Raw genomic sequence first — 18343 nt, forward strand, 5'->3', positions numbered from 1 at the left:
ATAAAAACAAACAGAAGGGGGGGCGCCCCCCGCGGCGGGGCGCCGCCACGTACCGCCAGTGTAGATACCGCCAGCTATTCTGGAGCAGTAGGCTCACATTCGTCTTTAGTTAAGAGCGAAATCGCGGTACAGCGACGGGATCAGTTAGCAGAGAGCAGTTTTCTATTCGCCTAAGGCGGTGGCGATATTAATACAGTCAATTTGTGATTTCGAATAACGCTCTAAGAAGTCCGTGCACTTGGTGCACGGACTTCTCTACGAGTTAGATCGTTTCCGATTGCGGATAACCAGCTCTCGGGTCTTTTCTATTCTCTCTTCATCATTCTGCAAATATGCTGTGAGGATCGCTTCAACGATCTCGGAGCGGCTTGCTCCGAGATCTGAGCACTCATCGACGAGTGTATCGAGTTCTTCGACGAGTTCAGTTCGGACGGAGACACCCATTTTGGTTCGAGTCATAATCTTAGACGCTCTTAGAAACATGTGCACCAAGTGCACGGTAAGCTTATCGGCTTATCGTAATTCAGATCAAAATATTATCATAATAGATCTCAGCCGCTACTTGCACAGCAAAGTAATCGTCCTGCTGTCTTGCGATTTCTTAACTAAAGACGAATGACTCAGCGTGCGAGCTTCTAGTCACATGATGTTGCTTCACTCGCGGTGTCGATAGCTACTCTTTCAGTTTCCAACCCATCTCTTCTGAAGAAACTTCATGTTCTCTGAGGAAGCGGCGTTTTCGGTCTTCTGGCCACGAATTGCCGTACCTCTCGGCGTATTTCATCCGAGTCGATTTTTCCTGTGAATCTACCGACTCTTTGTCCGACTCAGATGTGTCATTATCACCATGCCGAGTTGATTCACTCTTTTCCTGTTGCTTTGAGTGACTACCAGAGGGTTCGGTTACCTTCACGTCTTCAGGAGTAAACGAAGGCCCATCTTGCCCGTCGTGAGCTGTTCCGTCACTGTCGCCGACAGTCCCTGGCATTGAATCGCCCACATCGTGGTTCTTATCTTTCCGTCGGCGTTTCCCCATGCTAAATAGAATACATGTTTGTGTGATAATACTTGTGGGAGAGATCACATCTTATCAGATATTGTACGTTTATTCATCCGGGAATCCACAGTAACCATACTCAGAGGTATTTTTTCATGACCCAATTAGCAGGTCTGATTTTAACATGTAGTTTGAAATTCAGATGTGAATTACTATGTACTCACAACGTACCATCGAACCGCGGTAGCAACGATGTCTTCACGTGATTGAGCAGTCGATGAAGGATGTTCGGTAACGGCGTCGACGAGTGCTGGGTTAACGCGGATCGTCACGGTTGGTGTCTGGTTGTCTGTGTCGAGTCCGACAAGATCCCCAAGGAGTTCTCCGTAGGCCGTGGTTTTGAACGAATCAAGATCAGTGAACTCATCGGAGTCCGCAACTACACCAGCTAAGGCCTGATCCACTATCGACGAGTGTGAGGAGACACTGGTCTCCGGTTCAGTCTCTGTTCCACGAAGTCGGTCACCAAGGTATGCTGTCGTCGCGTCGGTAGCAACATCAGCGATGGATATCGGACCTTTGTCAGTCTCTGCTATGAGGTAAGTGGCAAGTGCAGTTGTTAGCGGCTCTAACACAACAGAGAATGCCCGACTACCTTCCTGCTCAGGCGATATAGTGGGAGATTCTGGTGTGGGTTGAGACTTGGTCGTTTCCGTTTCCGGAATTTCCGACGTGGATTGAGTGTCGGTTGTTTCCGTTTCCGGCTTCGAATCCGACGACACGGATGGAACATCAGGAGAATCCACATCCTCCTCACTGTCTGCTGACGTAGTAGCGTCCGAATCATCCGACTCAGCGGTTGAACGAACTGAATCAGATTGTGATGTATTGTGATCGGCATCACCAGCGCTATTGACAGTCTCATCATCAGGTGACTCGGTTTCGTCTGCCGATGTCGCTGACTGCTGACTACGCCGTACGATTTCTTTGAGATCGGCTTTTGAGAGCTCCCCGGATTGTATTGCGGACACAACCCAGTCATCAAGTTGCTTGAATGATGCGCCAGTAGTGCGAACAAGCCCTACGGATTCGGCGGGTGAGCCTTGCGAGTCGGATTTAGCGGAGTCGTGTTCGTCGTCTGGGGTCGTAGTCATGGCGGGTGAGTCTGATCCGCTGGCGGTTGTTGTCGAGGAGCCGGTATCGCTATCAGCGGCCTCTGTTGTGGTCGGGCCGGTATACGCCGTCTCCTGGGCCAATACCTGTTTCACGTGCTCGATGTCAATGCCTTCAGCAGGAAGATCGACCGTTGGGGAACGTGATAGACTGGGCAAATCGACATCGGAAAAGAGATCTGTTTCAGTTAATGCACCGACGCTTTGCGTCGTGGCTTGTGTTGGGGTCCGACCGCCGTTGGGAGCCCACGGCGGTGCGCGCCACTGTCCATTCGCGTACAGCGTGTACTCGCCAGAATCCGATGGTGACCACACGTTACTATTGAGATGATTGAACTGGTTACCAGCCCCGCGATGCGTGTGCGTGATAACGGTGTGCTGTGGGTTAGCCGACTCATGTACCGATTCTAGCGCGTCGTATTCCGGATGGTTCACGATGCGGAAGTCATGAACGGTACACTGTCCGCTCCGAATCGGAGATTGCCCGGACCCAATCAGCTGTACGACACACGCGTCTGGCTGATCCCGTAACACGCCATATAGTCGGCCAGAACTACGTTCACTCGGAACATCTGGGCCAGCGATCGTGATTATCCCACGTCCCAGGGCCTCATCAGTATGGGAAAACTCCGGGACAGGTCGGACAGCGTCAGCCTCGTACTCCAATCGCTCATACAGCTTTGCGGCCTGCCCAACGACGCGTACTCGGACTCCAAGTTCAAATCGCTCAATCAACGCGCCCAATAGATACGCAACGTGAACACCCACAATACCGCTTGTCGTGACGAGTGTCTGCATCCCGCTATGTGCTTGCTGTAGCGCAATGCCAAGCGCCTCAGACAACTCTGAAGAGAAGTTACTGCTCGTCGCCACGGTGAGAAACAAAACATCTACGTCTTGAATTGACTCAAGTGGGAGTCCCGGATAGCCGCCTGCTCGAGTGAGTGTAAAATCACCCGTCGCAAGAATATACCCGGTGTCGACACCCTGATCTTTCTCAAATCGGAATAGGTACCCCACTGCCCCTGGGACGTGGCCGGCAGGAACCGGATGAAACGCTACTTCTGATCCGACCGACGTCCACCCGTCGACCGGTTCGATCGCCGCTACCATCGAATCATCCGCTTCAACGCCTGTCTGTTGTGTTGCGATATCGAATACGTCGCCGATGATCTTCGCCGTTGCTGGCGAGGTGTATACTGACGTGTGGGGGCCTACACACTGATTTAGAGACTGATAATGATCCGAATGAGCGTGGGTGAGACAGACGGCATCAATTGTTTCGCCAGGATTCAGTATCCTATCAAGTTCAAGTTCTGCACCGGCATCGACCAAGATGGTTGTCGGAGCATCAGTCTGTGTAGACTGAAATCGCAAGAGAAAGGATTCATTTCCCCCAGTTGGGTTCGCATGATGATAGGATAGATTCACCTGAATTTCTAATAACTTAGCAGGTCATAATGATGTGTCGGTGTTGGTGGGCAAAATCGGAGGGCTCTGTACTGAACGATCTGTGAGTTCGTTAAACAGATCGCTACTACCGAACCGTGCGATTGCTGCGACGCTGAGTTAGAAGCCAACTGACCAAAACGTGGTTATTAGTCCCCATCTTAGGGGAATGTGAGAATACACTCATGACCGACAATACTCCACCATTTGAATTCGACGAATTGCACGGACTTCGAGACCATCTTATTGAACAGTTTGATAAGGAACTCGTCACAGCCACGCTCAATGTGATCGAAGGTAATGGGAACATCACCGAAGCAGAGTACCGTGTCGCCGTAGCACAGGAATTCTGTAAGTTCGTTGGCGGACCACCAAAAAAGAAAGCGGGCAACCGCTACAGGACTGGGCCCGAAAGCGCTCTTGATCGGGCGTTCACGAGCGTTGCTTCCGCATTCGATATCTCAGAGTCTACCGTCAGAGAGCGCTGTGTTCATACGCGATACGATGAACCTAGTGCTACAGAACAGTTTAGGGATGATCTCCAAACCATTTGTCGTCAAGTTCAAGATACTGAATAAAACTCCAACCACCAGTGGTTCTATGACTGTCCCACCTCCGATTCGCTCAAATGACTCATACCTCGAAACTGGAGCGTAGCGAGACGATTTAAGCTACTATCAGAATCATACATTGTACTGAGTAAGAGCGGAAAGATGTCGGCGTTCGCAGAGTTTCGAACAAGTACAGACCCGGAGTAATCGTAGACCCGGTACTCAGCGCGATGAGTTCAGCTTTGGACCTTGATTTGCTCGCCGATGAAATAGCTATTTTCTGCTTGGAGGCGAACGCGGTATTCTTCGCCCGCGTTTCCGTTTTCAACGTGGATGTGCCGCCCTTTGTATTCAGCAATCGCGTTCCCGCTTCCGCTGATACGGTCGACAGTGACTGTTACTTCAGTCCCCTCAAGTTCGGACATTGAGGCGGACTTTGAGCTGTTGGATGTCTTGTTCTGTTTCGACTTTGATTTCGACTCCGACTGCTGGGATGAGCGCTTGTGCTTTTCCTGTGATGTCACTTTCCCGTCTACGATAACATTCGTCCCTTTGCGGGCCCGGTCATGGAAGGTCCCTTCACTATCACCGACTGTTCCTGGTGCTGAGTCACCGATATCGTGTGCTGGGTCTTGGCGGTGACCGTAACCGTAGCGGTCCTCATTCGAAGCCATAGGAGTAATTATATGTTGTTGAACTTAATGGTATGTGTTAGCAATATGCTGTCGAACGGCGGCTACAGACTGATGTCCCGGAGTCGCCCCATTTCGTTTAGATACTCGTGAAGTTGAGCGTATACATCAGCAGAACTCTCGTCAGGAGATTTGTGGTCTGCAACTGTAGAAAGAGTCTCCCAGTTTCCGACGAGCACAAGTCTGCGTCTTGCCCGGGTGAGAGCGACGTTCAGACGGAGTTTACCCTCGTCCGGGAAGGTCAGAAACCCGCTGCTATTGTAGGGATTCGATCGAACGAAGGAGACAATAATAGCCTCCCGTTCAGAGCCTTGGAAACTCAGTCGATCACATCGGGTTAGAGTAAGCGTCTGCTTGAGGAAGGTGTGCAACAACCCCAAGCAGACAGCGAGATAGAGGAAGAGCATCTGCTTAATTTTGTCGTTAACAGCCTTGACGAGGAATTTGCGATAGACCTTGGCGAGAACGTCAAAGTCACCACGGAGAAACTGTACGAGGTCCTCGCCGGCGCCAGCGCCGGCGGGACCTCAATCAACCACGTCTGCGAGACGACCGAGGACTCGCCGCACGCCAATACCGTCCGTGGACATCTCACCGATCAGTTCGAGCTTGACTCGGTTGAGGCGGTTGGGGACATGCTCCTGCAACGAGATGCTCTTGAGACACTTCCAGATCGGCCGGTGGAGGTCTGCGCAGACCTCCACCTCGATCCCTACTACGGCGACGAGGACGAAACCGAGGCGCTGTACTCCTCACAGGCCAAGCGCGGAACAACAACGTTTCACGCCTATGCGACGCTCTACGCGCGGGTGCGCAACAAGCGGTATACGCTGGCGGTTCGCCAGCTCGTCGCTGGCGACACCACCAGCGATGTCCTCGCCGAGTTTTTCGAACTCCTCGACGGCCTTGACCTCAGCGTCAAGGCCGTCTACCTCGATCGCGGATTCTACAACAGCACCTGTCTCGGACTGCTGTACGCGTACAACTACGCCTACGTGATGCCGATCGTCAAGTGGGGGGAGACGATTCAAGACGAACTCAGCAAAGGCTGGAGCCGCGAGATCGAACACGATCTCGCCGGCGAGGTGACATTTCCTGTGTTCATCGATTGCGTTTACCAGCAGGGGCGATACGACGAACATGGGGTGGCGCGTCACGGCTACGCCGCTGACGCGCCGTTTGTCGACACGCCACGGGATGCACGAGAGCACTACAGCAAGCGCTTCGGCATCGAGTCGAGCTACCGATTAGCCAAGCAGAGTCTCGCTCTGACTAGTTCTCAGGATGCTGGCCTGCGGCTGGTGATGTTTGTGGTGAGTCTGCTGCTCCAGAACAGCTGGCGGTATCTACACTGGCGGTACGTGGCGGCGCCCCGCCGCGGGGGGCGCCGCCTCTGGAGGTGGCCGTTCACGGAGTTCTGTGAGATGGTGCTGCGGGCCGCTTGGACAGCGCTTGGCGTACGGAGGGCTGTCCCAGCGAACCAACCACTTGACAACCGGTTCTTCCGGTAGCCGTCCCCCGATCGGAACAGCGGTCGTGAGTGGCGACGCTGTCGCGTCGGCGGCAGTCCGCCGCCGACAGCGACTCCTCACCGAGGAAACTCACCGTCCGTGTCATTTCGAGAACTGATCACGCATCGAAGATGCGGATTCAAGCTCTACTGGAGGGGGTAGAACGTTCTCGATGTGATCAACTGAGAATAGCTCTGGCGTGTGCTCTGTTGAATCCGATGACGGGACGGGCATCACAATTTCCGAAGCCACGAGTATCTCACTCTTCGTCGTCGAGGAGTTGGATCGATTTCCCTAGTGACTCCGATCTCCTCATTCTCTGCAAGTTTCTATCTCTGAATTCTCTCGACAGCGCTCCTAAAACGAATATGGAGTGACCAGATCCCAACGCTTTCTGCGGATCCAACAGGGCACACCAGTCAGAATCTTCCCCCATTGAATGGCTGGACTGCGTAGATCTCTAAGGCCGTTAAAGTCTCCTATCAAGTATGCGCTACCGTGGGGGAAAGGAAGTAGAACTTCAGCGGTTGCAGGGTGAAGTGAACGAAAACAGCCGCTAATCGAGTTCGCCGTACCCGTCTCCTCTCATAAGTTCTGCAACGTCCTCCACATTGTCGAACGCCGCGAGAAGTGCATACTCACGGGCATCTGTCTTCGCGATATCATCAGCCCCGAGCTCCGTGGCGAGTCGGCTACGAAACTCCGCTTCTCGGGAGACGACTTCATCGCGAGCGAAGATCTCAAGCCGGTTGTCTCGTTCGTCTCCGACATTACTCCGACGTACGAAGTACGGATACTGGTGTGCTCCGGTATCGCTGGCCGGCGGGGTAGTCGTCGTGCTCTTCTCGCTGGGACTGTTCGTATTCTTTGTTCCTCGGGAGGTCCGAGATTCATCTACTTCGGCAGAGGTGGCTACCTCGGGCTCCTGATCATCCGCCTCCTCGTTCGCGATATCATCGGGTTTCTCTGGTTCGTCATCTGCTTCTTCCTCCTCGTCACCGAAGTTGAGGTTCCCTGACCCAGATTTGAATGAATCTCCCCCCATTAGTCAGCCACCTCCGGTTCAGTTGCGAGGTTGAACCGCATCGTCTCAGTCCCGTAGTCGTCGATATTTAGGACGAGTTCGTCGTCTACATCTACACCGAACGTCTCCGTCGCAATGAATCCCGCCAGCTGCCATAGCTTCTCCAGCGTTTCGAGTTCACGGTCGGGCACTCTTCGCTCACCTTTCTCCGTGATCATCTCGCCGTCCTCCTCGTAGGTCTTCCACCTTTCTTCGACTACTTTGAACGCAGAGCCACGGGCTTCCCACATAGCGTCCATCAGACTCTCTCGTGACCCGATAGAGACTGGCGTTGCAAAGGAGTCCGTATTTTCGAACTGATCGCGATACTGCTTGTGGGCGTTCGTCTGCCCGACCCCGGACGGAACCACGCACGAAAGCCCGATTTCGATGTCCAGCGCAGTCTCCATGTTTCCGACCATCTCCTCGAGACCATCGAGGCTGAGACTTCCCTTCCCAGCTGGCTTAACGGGTGCTACCAGTGTCCGAAGTGCGTAGATAGCATTGTACAGGAGGTCTTCGGCGCGCGCGTTAGGGTCGATGAGGACTGCGTCGTACTTTTCGTTCAACTGCTCTCGCTCCCAGAGGAGATTGTATAGAAGCTCGAAGCGGGGGTACTCGTCCCGAGAGATACCCTTCATCCCCGTTTCATAGGAGATTTTCTGCTCGAGGTTGGAGGTAAAGTCCCCCAGCATGTCGTGGCTCGGAATTATGTCGATGCCCTCTTCAGAGGTCTCGATGAGGTTGTCGAAGTCGCTATCAGGCATTTCCAGAATGTGCTTTACGAGATTGTCTGCATCCGGGTTCCCACGGTTCTCTCCGACGTCGAAGAGTGAGGTGAGATTACCTGTCTGTGGGTCTAAGTCGATCGCGAGGACATCAAGCCCCATCCGCTTGAGCGCGACCGCGAGGTTTGCTGTCATGGTCGTTTTGTACGTCCCCCCGGACTCAGCGTAAATGACAGTCGTTATCATATACCGACTCATATGAGCGCCTGTTACATATATCTGTGTCAGACATTCGGGCCTATGATCTGTAACGAATATCTAGACCATCTTTCTGTATCAACTATCTGTATTTATTGATGGGTAGTGAGGACACACGGATTCAACTGCAAAGACGCAATCAGTTAGGGAGCTGTGCGCTGGAATTTGTCTGTGATTTCCAGCTGTTTCGGTTGTGTTGGAACTAGAAGCTGTACTGATGGCGATCTTGAAGCATGCACTTGATAGAACTATCTAGAATAAGTACCTATTACAGATATCTGTAACAGGTATCTGTAACAGTCGTCTGGCATATATGTCAATAATCAAAGCGAGTGCCTCAGAGCAGGACCTAGAGGTGGATCACTCATTCCACGAAAGCCGGTCTATAGTTGGAAACTCAGCCTTTGCTGTCTGGGGCGGGTTATAGTATCGGGATTTGATATCGTAGTACCCAAATTCAGGAGGGATACGAGCGCACGCCTTGGCCAGATTTTCGTCCGCTGTGTGGGTGATCACACGGATTCGAGCATTCACATCAAACAATCGAACTGCCAACGCGACTACTGCTGCATCCTGCCAGTTGTTCGTCTCTGGATACTTGCTTTGCTGATTGAGAAACCCATCTGCAACGAACCGTGCTTTCTCAACCGGTCCAGCGCTACTATCGAATCCCGCTGTGCGGTTACCGGGAAGTGGTGGGGTTACCCGCAGCCACCCTTCTTCGATAGCCATATCGAGGTATGGATTCGCCGGTGAGTCAGCACTCCCGGTATCCGCCAGTTCGTGGTAGACTGCTGCTGGCACCCAAATTTCTGTTCCGATTTCCTCTACGGCAGTTTTGAGTGATTGTAGGTGCGGACTGGGGTGCTTTCCCAAGTTCCGAAACATCACCGTGTCCGCAATATTCGCAGTATAAATCCTCGTCATTCGGTCTACTTGTCGTCAAATTCCTCGAGGAGATCGCCTTCGTTCTCATCGAAATCATCTGGTGTGTACGTCGTCGGGCCCGACTCGTCGTCACCAAGATCGAGAATCGAATAGATGGCTTCGACAAGATCATACGCAGTTCCAGAGGAAAGGTCTGCGAGGCTCGCGATCTGCCGGATTGTGACATCCCCCTTACTGTGTGCTTTCACGAGGTCGTATGCGAGTGCAAACGTGACGATGCCGTGATCTTCGAGCACCCGCTCGATCGCTGGATATTCGTTCTTCTGTGCGATCACTTCGATAAGTTCAGGCGTAATCGAGACTTCTGTTTCGCGGACTGTCAATGTCAGTTCGAACTTTTCAGCGGTGTATACGGCGGTTCTGCTATCATGGTCAACTTTGCTGATCAGGCCCGCCTGTTCCAGTTTATGCAGATAGTCGTACACCGTCTTCTTCGAGACTGTCGTTGTTTCAACGAGTTCAGGGCCCGTCGTAGTCCCGGACCGCCGAATGGATGTATAGAGACTAGCGAGAGACGGGTTCTCGAGTAATTCTGCGAACGTAGGGATTCCGGTGATCATCCCCGGAGTGTCACCCGCGTTTCGCACGTGTTCTGTATCGTAGCTCATCCTGTATAGAGTTACGAAACTAGAAATTATAAACGTTTGCCACGGAACTGAGTCACTATAGTTTGGGTAAGAGGAGGAGAGATGGGGTTTCGCTATGAGTGAGAATTAGTTCTGCTGTGACGCATTAGATACGGCAAATGGTTCCACAAGCGCGCTAGTCGTCACCAACGCTGAACTGCGTGTATTCACTCACAGTGTTCAAGACGACGCTCGTATTGGATTCTTGCACATCTGCATCGGCCAAGACGCGCTTGATCTGGTTGTTCATATCGTCGGAATCTGTGAACTTTCCAATCGCGATGATGTCGTAATCACCAGTCGTCTCATATACACTCATCATCTGTGGTTCATCGCGAAGCGCGTCTGTAATATCCGGTAGCCCGGGGCCATCGACTTTGAGTTGGAGAATGGCAGTCACGTCGTAGCCAAGTTTGCTGTAATCGACAATTGGCGTGTAACCCTCAATTGCGCCTGCTTCTTCGAGATCTGCCAAATGGTTCGAGACCGTCGTCACAGACACATCAAGTTCGTCGCTGAGATTACGCAAGCTCTCACGGCCATTTCCCAGAAGTGCGTTTACCAACTCTGTATCAAGGTTTTCGTACGTCATTGTTTGTGTTTTAATTTGTAGTGTTATAATTGTTTTACGTATTATACCATATTTGGAATATCCTTTGAGAGGCTCTGTTGAAATCCTACTTTTCAGACATATTACCGACTGAAACAGCAGGTCACCGAAGAGTACATACCGGGTATCTGATTATTATCTGTTCTGATAAATACGAGCAAGAGTTATTCTATCTCCTGTGCCACATAGGCATATGACACAGCGATCTGAGGGGTATCTATTCCACCTTGAGAAAGCTCTAGAAGTCGATACTCGCGAAGAGAAGAACTTCCATATTCGACAGGCTCTCCAGATTTGTGGCGTTTGCGATGAGTCAGAACAGTCCCTGATAGACTCACAGGACAGCTAAATCATTGAACAAATAATATTTCTTCACTGACCGCAACTGGGTCAGTATATGTCACTTCCTGAGGATTTCAACAAAGCCGGACGGACAGAATCGATCGGCATCTACACGAATGATTTGCCCGCGTTCCGCGGAATTGAGCGCGCCCTCTCACAGCATGGCTACGAGGACGCAGTTCAACTCGTCAAGGCCTTCGACTTCGTCACGTCCGTCGAAAACCGGTACCAGTTCTCTGGATGATCGCTTTCTGACGGACTGACCACAGAGGATACGGCCACCATTCGTCGTTGATCTCGACAGAGCTCTACTGATCACTGACTCGCTGGTCTGTCTGTGAAAACGCCTCTGTCGCCATGTCGGCGCGCTCAGCCGCCTCGATGTGCTGGTAGGCCTTGCGGACCTGTTCCTCACTATTGTCGAGATACCGGGCTGCAGCGGCGTAGCCGAACTGTCGAACAAGCACTTCTCCGACACCCCGACGCCCGCCGTGTAGTTCGAGATAGTCGCCATCGAGTGAGAGGTCCAGTTCGTCGCGACGCTCGGCGAGTGTGTCGTGTGTCCAGAGCCGTTCCATGATCGACCGGGCACCGTCAGTGGTGAGCGGCTTCGGCGCGTCGAGGTCGTGCTCAGCAGCGACGATCAGGTCAGGTGCCCCGTTTCGAACACGCTCGATCGCGCTGTCGCGGAGACCGACAGTGGCGAGTCCTTTGGCGACGTGTGAGGCGAGCGAGGGGCGGTGTAGCGTCGTGAACACCGGCCACGAGTCCGGCACGTCCAGCACCTCAGCGTACCGCTGCAACGGGCCGATAACGGGCTCGGGGAGTGACGCCTCCTTCCACTCACGGCTCTTTCGGAACACGGTGACGCTGCTGTCTGCGAACGACACGTCACGCCAGCGAATCCCGTTCCGACCGTCGCGGTCTTCTTTCGGTGCCGAGAGGAACTCCGAGCCGCGCAGGCCCGTGTAGGCGACAACATACACGAGTGCCTGCTCACGACACCGCTGGTAGGCCTTGAACCGAGCGCGCTGTTTAGCCTGCCACGTCTCACTCTCCGGGTCCCCTCGATCGGCGTGGGAAACCTCAATCGCGCCGAGCGCGTCGAACGCCTCGGAGACGCGCCGATCGACAAACTGGGTGATCAGGTCGCGGTGGATCGGTTCCCACGCCTGCTGGTCGCCCGGCCGGCGGCCGTCGTTCTCGGGAAGCGGATCTTCGGCGTCCGACTCGCGGGCGTAGTGCCGCGAGATGTACCCCTGCGCGTGCGCCCACCCGCACCACGACGCGACGTGGGCGTAGTAGGTGAGAACGGTGCCGGCGGCGTACCCGGCGGTTGAGAGGTACCGTGCGTAGTCCGAGAAGACCGTCGTGTCGAGGTCCGCAAACCGGACGGTGTCGCCGTCGACGACGCCAGCCCACGACTCGGGTGGGGAGGCGTTCGCCGGGTCGGCGGTCTCGCCGAGGCACCAGCGGTGGAATCGATTCAGCTCGCGATCGGCGTCAGTTCGGTACGCACCTTGCTCGCCGGCATCGCCCTTCCCCTTGTCCGTGAGGTACTTCGTGAATGTGTCCTCGATCGGCGTCTCGACGGAGCGACGACCCGTCATTGAGCCTCCGAAGTGTAGGGGTTGTGCCGTCGGAACGCCGCTGCAGACGCGGCATTCCAGCTGGAGCGACAGTATGGGGAAGCGTCGGCCATGATTCTGATTCTGCCTCGTTTGGGGCCACGGGTGGGGGTCACTAAGAGTTTACTTTGTCTTACCGAGATAAGACAAAGTAAAGTATTCTGCTAGATATTGGCGCGTCTGTGAGGTTGTCGGCTGATTTCGGACGCGAGAGCGGTTCTACTCTGACCGAGGCAAGTCTTAAAGTGTATGTCGATATACGTAATTACACCCGCCGCGAAACACCACAGTTTCGGAGGATGGGTCATTTTTGGCCAAATTCTTGCTGATCAGTGGTTCAATTCAACAACCGAAAGCTGCTTTCAAACGTTTGTCGGCATACTGTTGGGTCAGAGGTTGGAAAATACGTGGATTTTAGCGCTGCTGAATAGGGTTGCCACTCCCGAACCGCAGACTCAGCGAGGGTTCAGCTGATCAGTCGTGCGGGATCAACGCCGAGGCAACGAGCTCAACACACTCACCCGCAGTCAACACGGGTGCGTAGTCCATCTCACCTCCCACGCCCGCTTTCAGCAAGAAGTCGGTGAGCCGCCAGATATTGTACAAGAGGACCGCGAACACGAAGTAGAACAAGCGAACGCGGTAGTCTTTCGAGGAGGTCTTGGCGAGAAAGTCACCTTTGATCGATTTGTACTCACTCTCGATCTGCCACCGGCGGCTGTAGCGCTGACAGAACGCCTCGGCTTCCTCGGGACCAACTCGGAGATTCGTCGCGAAGACGGCCGTTCCCTCTCCACTCGTCGACGGTACGTACAGGAGCCGCATTGGATGCGATCCAGATTCCACATGGACAGAAGCTGACTCAACGGCCACCTCTTGATCGTCTTCCTCCATTTGTTTGAGTACATCCTGTTCGGAACTGGAGACCCGCTTCGGAATGAGGTAGTTCACATCGAGGTTTGAGAGCGTCTGGAACACTTGTATCGAATCGAACTCTCGGTCACAGAGTACTGTCTCGATCGGAACGTGTCTTTTCGCTCGTCGAACGAGTCGCCGAACAGTACGATGGATCTGATTCGACGGGTTCTCATCCCACTCAGAGCTCTCTTGAACCGGTTCAACAGCTAAGATCAGCGGGATGTTCTGTCCGATGATCGAAAGCGTCGCAAATTTGAACGCTCGACCGTCTCTATCCTTGGTTCCACTGACCATCGGCATCTCTTCGACATCCCCGTAGTAGGGAATGGTCGTGATATCGATCGCGGCAGTAACTGGCCTTCGAAAGGATGCTTCTGAGGCGATCACGGAAAGCAAGCGGTCCGTTGTCTCATCGAAGCCGTTCACGACCTCTTCGGGATCGAACTGCTTGACGGTGCGGAGGTGTGTGTCGCCGTGGGGTCCATACTCTTCACCACGCCGGTACTGGAAGCGAGTAGCGCCCTGCGCGGTTCCGCACCGAACCATCCCCATGAACGTCTGTAACTCGAAGAATTGCGTGTCCTCGTACGAGGCGTTCGACGCCCGATCCGAGTCGAAGTGTCCGAAGGCGTGATCACGTGCGAGGCGCGTCATCTGGATGATCTTCTCCTGTGAGAATGATTCGTCTTCTACTGGGTCTGCGGCTTCCTCAGTATCGTCGACGATCTCTGCCTTTGGCCGGACTTCGGGCGCTGAGATGTTGCGATCATGGACTTCTTTGACAACGAAGTGGGCGGCAGCGTGGACGTACTCGTGAACAGCATCGTCGAACCGGTTCCGCCACGCCCGCGAGAAGGCTGATTCGTCGGGTACTCGGCTGAAGCCGAGGATCGTCGCTACTTCTGGTTGTCGGATAAGTCGTCGACTGAAGTCGGCGTATGAGTCACCGGTGATCTCCATAAACACGAACGAGAGCACCATCGCGCGAAAAGAGAGAGGAGCAGGATGCCACGCTGGATACCCGTCTTCGATCGCGTCTAGCGAATGATCCAGATCCTCTGCCGCTGTGACGAGATTGGAGTTTTTGAGTTCGTTTCGGATACCGATTCCAAGCTGATAGGCTTCGCTTAGATACCGCATCCTGGAATTCTCGCTAAGAGATGAATCACCTGAACTGCTCACATGGTGTGCTCAAATGGATTACGAAATTAACCTACTGGATGATCTTGGGATTATATAAATTCAATATAAAACAACGAGATATGTAATCTAGTAATATAGAGCCCGAAGTTGTTCCCTGAAATATTAATATAATTGTTATCAATAACTATGTATGAACCGGCGAACGTGGATACAACTGCTTGGTGTCGGTGGGGCTGTTTCTCTTGCTGGATGTGGTAGTGCCGGTTCTTCTACTGTTACAGCAGAAATCACTGACGAGCATCTCACACTCGCTACAGCAACGACAGTTCACGATAGCGGACTGCTCACCGAACTAATCACGGGTTTCCAGCGGGAGTTCGGGGCGGCTGTGGATGCGATCGCGCGTGGGAGCGGTGCAGCGCTCGAAACGGCCCGGAACGGTGACTGTGACATCGTGCTCGTTCATGCTCGCCCGTTGGAAGATGCTTTTCTACGCGACGGGTACGGAGTGAATCGGCGGGCGGTCATGGTGAACGATTTTCTCGTGGTCGGCCCGCCGGACGACCCTGCGGGGGTAGCTGGTTTAGGCCCGGTCGCCGCGTTTGAGGCTATTGCAACCGCCGACGCGCCGTTCGTATCACGGGGTGATCGCTCGGGAACGCATCTCCGTGAACGCAGACTGTGGAGTGAGACCTCCATCGATCCCGATGGTTCGTGGTACACAGAAACTGGCCAGGGAATGGGCGACACGCTCGTGATCGCTGAGCAGGCGGAGGCGTACACACTCTGTGATCGCGGGACCTTTCTGAACGTCGCCGAAGACCAACTCGTCGCTTACGTTGAGGGCGGTATTGAGGACCCGCCGCCGCTACTGCGGAACGAATACGGGGTTATCCCGGTGAATCCTGCCCGCCGCGAGGTGGCTTATCGATTGGGGATGGCGTTCGTGGGATATCTCACGGGGGCGGGCCAAACACGCATTGACGGGTTTCGGATCGGCGGCGAACAGGCATTTCGATCTATGTCAAGTTCTGAGATATCCGCGTTTGAACAGTACGTCCCGAGAGATTGGAAGCAGAATTCAGCGTGAACTACCCGACTGCCCGCTTGCTGAGAAAGTGACTTAGCGCCTCTATTCGGCTAAATTTGTTGAGAGTAGACGATGTCAGCTATCTATTTCCACCCGCCTGTGAATCGTTCCCTCTCGTTCTTTGAGATGTTTGGGATCTCGGTCGTGATGAATTGCCGTGAGCTCGGCGACGATGCTTTGTGCGATGTGGAACGGTGTGCCCCCGCCGAGGTCGAGACCGGCCGGCGTGTAAACCCGTTCCAATTCCCTCTCACCGAACGTTCGTCCTTCCTCGTGGAACTCCTCTTGCATCTCTTCGAAGCGCTTTCGTGGCCCCATCAGCCCGATGTATTCGAGCGGTGTCTCGAGTAGTTCCTCAAGAACAATCCGGTCGTCGATGAAGTTGTGCGTCATCACGACCGCGTAGGTGTTTTCGTCGAATGCTAGTGTCTCCCTGGTCGCAGCCGGCGATGTCGACACGACGCGATCTGCGGCGGGGAACCGATCTCCTTCGGCAGCACCCCCACGGAACGACGCCACTGTCACGCGAAAATCGACCTGTTTCGCGAGACTGGCGACTGGTGCCACGTCGTGACCGCTCCCGAAAACGATGAGTTCGGGTGGGGCAGTAACGCTGTCGACGAACACCTCGACTGTCTCGCCGTTTCGTTCGAGAGCGACGCTGTCCGATTTGTCACGACTGATAAGCAGTTCTGCCGTCGGCGACACTTCCTCGATCACCCACTCCGGCCATTCCGTGGTCTCGAAGCGCAGATCCGGATCGTCCGAAGTCGCGGTCGAGAACCCGAGCGCGCGGTCGCCGACATCGAGTCGGCTGTTGTCCGAGGTAAGGACAGTTAGCACGGCAGTGTCCTCACCGCGCTGGTAGGCGTCTACGACGGGACGATACCGGTCGTCAAGCGGTTCGAGAAGTATGTCGATGACACCGTTACAACCCACTCCGAGGCCCCACACGTCGTCGTCGCCAGTTAGATCGAACTGTTTGATTCGCGGCTCGCCAACGTCTAGTACTTCTGCTGCCAGCGTTAGCACTTCGTCTTCGAGACAGCCCGCTGTGATCGAGCCGACTCCGTTCCCGTCATCGACGACAACCATCTTCGCACCGGGACGCCGGTAGGCACTCCCCTCGACTGCGACGACGGTTGCCAGTACCGCATTCTGTTCGTCAAGGCCCTCGTCGACGGCGTCCATCACTTCTGTCTCAGGAACGCTCCAGTCGCCGGCTGTCATGCCGAGCACCTCGTGTCCTGTTCGATCCGGTCGTTCGTCGATCGCTGAGTCATGGTTTTGTCTTCGTATCAGGCCGGGTGGTTTTCTGTCGCCGGCGTGGATCGTACTCTAAGCCGATCCGGCCGCCGATCCCGTATTGTTCTAGTTGCCGCGCGATCTCGAGGATGTCTCTCGAGTCGATGAACGCAAAGAGACCGTTGACGGCTTGGAGCGCAGCCGCCATTCCAGCCGGCGTCGGCTCGTACTCTGGGTTGGCGGCGAGCGGATTGAGCCACAGAACGCCCCGAGAACGACTCGCGAGCCACGTCATTTCGCGCTCAAGACCTGCCACATCGCCCATTTCTAGCCCGTCGCTGACGATGAGTGCGACGGTTCGCCTGTCGATAGCCTCCGAGTGTTCACGCCTGACGGTTTCAACGGCATGACCGATTCGCGTGCCGCCGCCCCAGCTCGTCTCTGCGCGTTCAAGCGCCCGAACGGCGTCTGCGGTCGTCGGTTCGTCGAACGCCGTCGTTACATCTCGCACGTCGCTGTCGAAAAAGAACACACGACTCCGGCGGACTCGTGCCGTGAGTGTCCGGAGAAACCGCAGTAGGAACCCGCGGTCGACGACGTCGAGTACCGACTGCGAGACGTCCGCGAGGACGGCCACCTGCACCGCCGTCTCACGGCGGGCCCGTTCGGGTAGCGAGGCGACCGTCCCGCCGGTGGCGACGCTCTGACGGAGGGCACGGCGTGGGTCCGCCCGTTCGCCGCTCCCCGCGCGCCGCCAGCGACGGCCTCGAAGCGACGCGAGCGACCCGACGAGCCGATCGACCGCGGCATCCAGTGGATCGTCGTCGATCAGCGCACCCACGTCGACGGTGACCGTCTCCGGGCGGCCACTGGGGCTGTACGTCGCAGTCGTGCTGTCCGTCTCTTGTCCGTCCGACGCTCCAGGTTCGATCGCGCTTCGCACGAGCGGTAGATCACCGTCGTTCCAATCGTCACCCGGCTCCATCTCGGCTGCGGCCGTCTCCGCGGCCTCATCGGATGGCGCGCTCTCAGCGCCGAGCGGAGCGAGCGCGCCGTCGGGTGCGTCGTCGAGGGCGTCGTTCGCGTCGCCATCGAGGTGTGCGGCGAGCCGCCGCCAGAACTCCCCGAACAGTCTGTCGAACGTTTCGACGCCCTCCGCGCGCGTCACGAGCGCCGCTCGGAGCGCGGCCCGAGCGCGGTCCTCGTCGTCGAAGCCGACTTCGACCAGCGCCTGGGCTCCGACGACGCCGGCGTTCGCGGGGACGTCGACGCCCGCCCGTCGAAGCGCGCGGACGAACATCACGAGAGCCTCGACTACTTCGTCCCGGATCCCGGCCGCGTCGGGCACGCCGTCGCCGTCGGTCGGGAGCAT

Annotated in this window: 17 protein-coding genes; 4 read left to right on the top strand and 13 right to left on the bottom strand. The window is 55.2% G+C overall.

Going from position 1 to position 18343, the window contains the following annotated elements:
• Window positions 1-673: 673 nt before the first annotated feature.
• Both ACP96_RS18405 and ACP96_RS17465 read right to left on the bottom strand, forming a co-directional pair.
• Window positions 674-1036 (bottom strand): hypothetical protein, encoded by a 363-nt coding sequence (locus tag ACP96_RS18405; RefSeq protein WP_154020382.1) that lies wholly within the window; start codon window positions 1034-1036, stop codon window positions 674-676.
• Between the two features lie 173 nt (window positions 1037-1209).
• Window positions 1210-3600, bottom strand: a complete 2391-nt coding sequence (locus ACP96_RS17465) for an MBL fold metallo-hydrolase (protein ID WP_161785347.1) — start codon at window positions 3598-3600, stop codon at window positions 1210-1212.
• Window positions 3601-3803: 203 nt separating this feature from the next.
• On the opposite strand from ACP96_RS17465, the gene ACP96_RS18410 reads away from it, so the two are divergent.
• Window positions 3804-4196, top strand: a complete 393-nt coding sequence (locus ACP96_RS18410; protein WP_154020383.1) for a hypothetical protein — start codon at window positions 3804-3806, stop codon at window positions 4194-4196.
• Between the two features lie 209 nt (window positions 4197-4405).
• Here ACP96_RS18410 and ACP96_RS18415 read toward each other — a convergent pair whose 3' ends face one another.
• On the bottom strand, window positions 4406-4843 hold the full coding sequence (locus ACP96_RS18415) for a hypothetical protein (protein WP_154020384.1): 438 nt from the start codon (window positions 4841-4843) through the stop codon (window positions 4406-4408).
• Window positions 4844-4905: 62 nt separating this feature from the next.
• On the bottom strand, window positions 4906-5268 hold the full coding sequence (locus tag ACP96_RS19850; RefSeq protein WP_082222443.1) for an AAA domain-containing protein: 363 nt from the start codon (window positions 5266-5268) through the stop codon (window positions 4906-4908).
• On the opposite strand from ACP96_RS19850, the gene ACP96_RS02865 reads away from it, so the two are divergent.
• Window positions 5227-6372, top strand: coding sequence for an ISH3 family transposase (locus ACP96_RS02865; protein WP_050032085.1), 1146 nt, complete (start codon window positions 5227-5229; stop codon window positions 6370-6372). The two genes, ACP96_RS19850 and ACP96_RS02865, sit on opposite strands and share 42 nt — an antisense overlap.
• A 556-nt stretch (window positions 6373-6928) precedes the next feature.
• Here ACP96_RS02865 and ACP96_RS02870 read toward each other — a convergent pair.
• The 5 genes from ACP96_RS02870 to lrp all read right to left on the bottom strand — a co-directional run bounded on the left by ACP96_RS02870 (window position 6929) and on the right by lrp (window position 10587).
• Complete coding sequence (locus ACP96_RS02870) at window positions 6929-7417, bottom strand: hypothetical protein (RefSeq protein ID WP_050032086.1); 489 nt, start codon at window positions 7415-7417, stop codon at window positions 6929-6931.
• Window positions 7417-8409 (bottom strand): ParA family protein, encoded by a 993-nt coding sequence (locus ACP96_RS02875; protein ID WP_050032087.1) that lies wholly within the window; start codon window positions 8407-8409, stop codon window positions 7417-7419. The genes ACP96_RS02870 and ACP96_RS02875 overlap by 1 nt, the downstream gene beginning before the upstream one ends.
• Before the next feature lie 372 nt (window positions 8410-8781).
• A complete protein-coding gene (locus ACP96_RS17475) occupies window positions 8782-9339 on the bottom strand; it encodes a hypothetical protein (protein ID WP_082222449.1) in 558 nt (185 codons plus the stop codon).
• Window positions 9340-9353: 14 nt separating this feature from the next.
• Window positions 9354-9977, bottom strand: coding sequence for a winged helix-turn-helix domain-containing protein (locus tag ACP96_RS02880; RefSeq protein ID WP_164471170.1), 624 nt, complete (start codon window positions 9975-9977; stop codon window positions 9354-9356).
• 154 nt (window positions 9978-10131) lie between these two features.
• A complete protein-coding gene (lrp, locus tag ACP96_RS02885; protein WP_050032089.1) occupies window positions 10132-10587 on the bottom strand; it encodes an HTH-type transcriptional regulator Lrp in 456 nt (151 codons plus the stop codon).
• Between the two features lie 415 nt (window positions 10588-11002).
• Between lrp and ACP96_RS02890 the strand changes: the two genes are divergently transcribed.
• Window positions 11003-11191, top strand: a complete 189-nt coding sequence (locus tag ACP96_RS02890; RefSeq protein WP_050032091.1) for a hypothetical protein — start codon at window positions 11003-11005, stop codon at window positions 11189-11191.
• 64 nt (window positions 11192-11255) lie between these two features.
• On the opposite strand, the gene ACP96_RS02895 is transcribed toward ACP96_RS02890, so the two are convergent.
• Together ACP96_RS02895 and ACP96_RS02900 are read right to left on the bottom strand one after the other, a co-directional pair.
• Window positions 11256-12557, bottom strand: coding sequence for a hypothetical protein (locus tag ACP96_RS02895; protein ID WP_050032092.1), 1302 nt, complete (start codon window positions 12555-12557; stop codon window positions 11256-11258).
• 492 nt (window positions 12558-13049) lie between these two features.
• The gene (locus ACP96_RS02900; protein ID WP_050032094.1) at window positions 13050-14633 is read right to left on the bottom strand and encodes a transposase; all 1584 of its coding nucleotides are present in this window, start codon (window positions 14631-14633) and stop codon (window positions 13050-13052) included.
• Between the two features lie 193 nt (window positions 14634-14826).
• Here ACP96_RS02900 and ACP96_RS02905 point away from each other — a divergent pair, with 193 nt between their 5' ends.
• The gene (locus ACP96_RS02905; protein ID WP_050032096.1) at window positions 14827-15726 is read left to right on the top strand and encodes a substrate-binding domain-containing protein; all 900 of its coding nucleotides are present in this window, start codon (window positions 14827-14829) and stop codon (window positions 15724-15726) included.
• Between the two features lie 75 nt (window positions 15727-15801).
• Here the strand turns inward: ACP96_RS02905 and ACP96_RS02910 are convergent, their stop codons facing one another.
• On the bottom strand, window positions 15802-16956 hold the full coding sequence (locus ACP96_RS02910) for an XdhC family protein (protein WP_050032131.1): 1155 nt from the start codon (window positions 16954-16956) through the stop codon (window positions 15802-15804).
• Between the two features lie 49 nt (window positions 16957-17005).
• Window positions 17006-18343, bottom strand: coding sequence for a VWA domain-containing protein (locus ACP96_RS02915; RefSeq protein WP_050032097.1), 1338 nt, complete (start codon window positions 18341-18343; stop codon window positions 17006-17008).

The sequence above is a fragment of the Halorubrum halophilum genome, assembly GCF_000739595.1.
Classification (GTDB): domain Archaea; phylum Halobacteriota; class Halobacteria; order Halobacteriales; family Haloferacaceae; genus Halorubrum; species Halorubrum halophilum.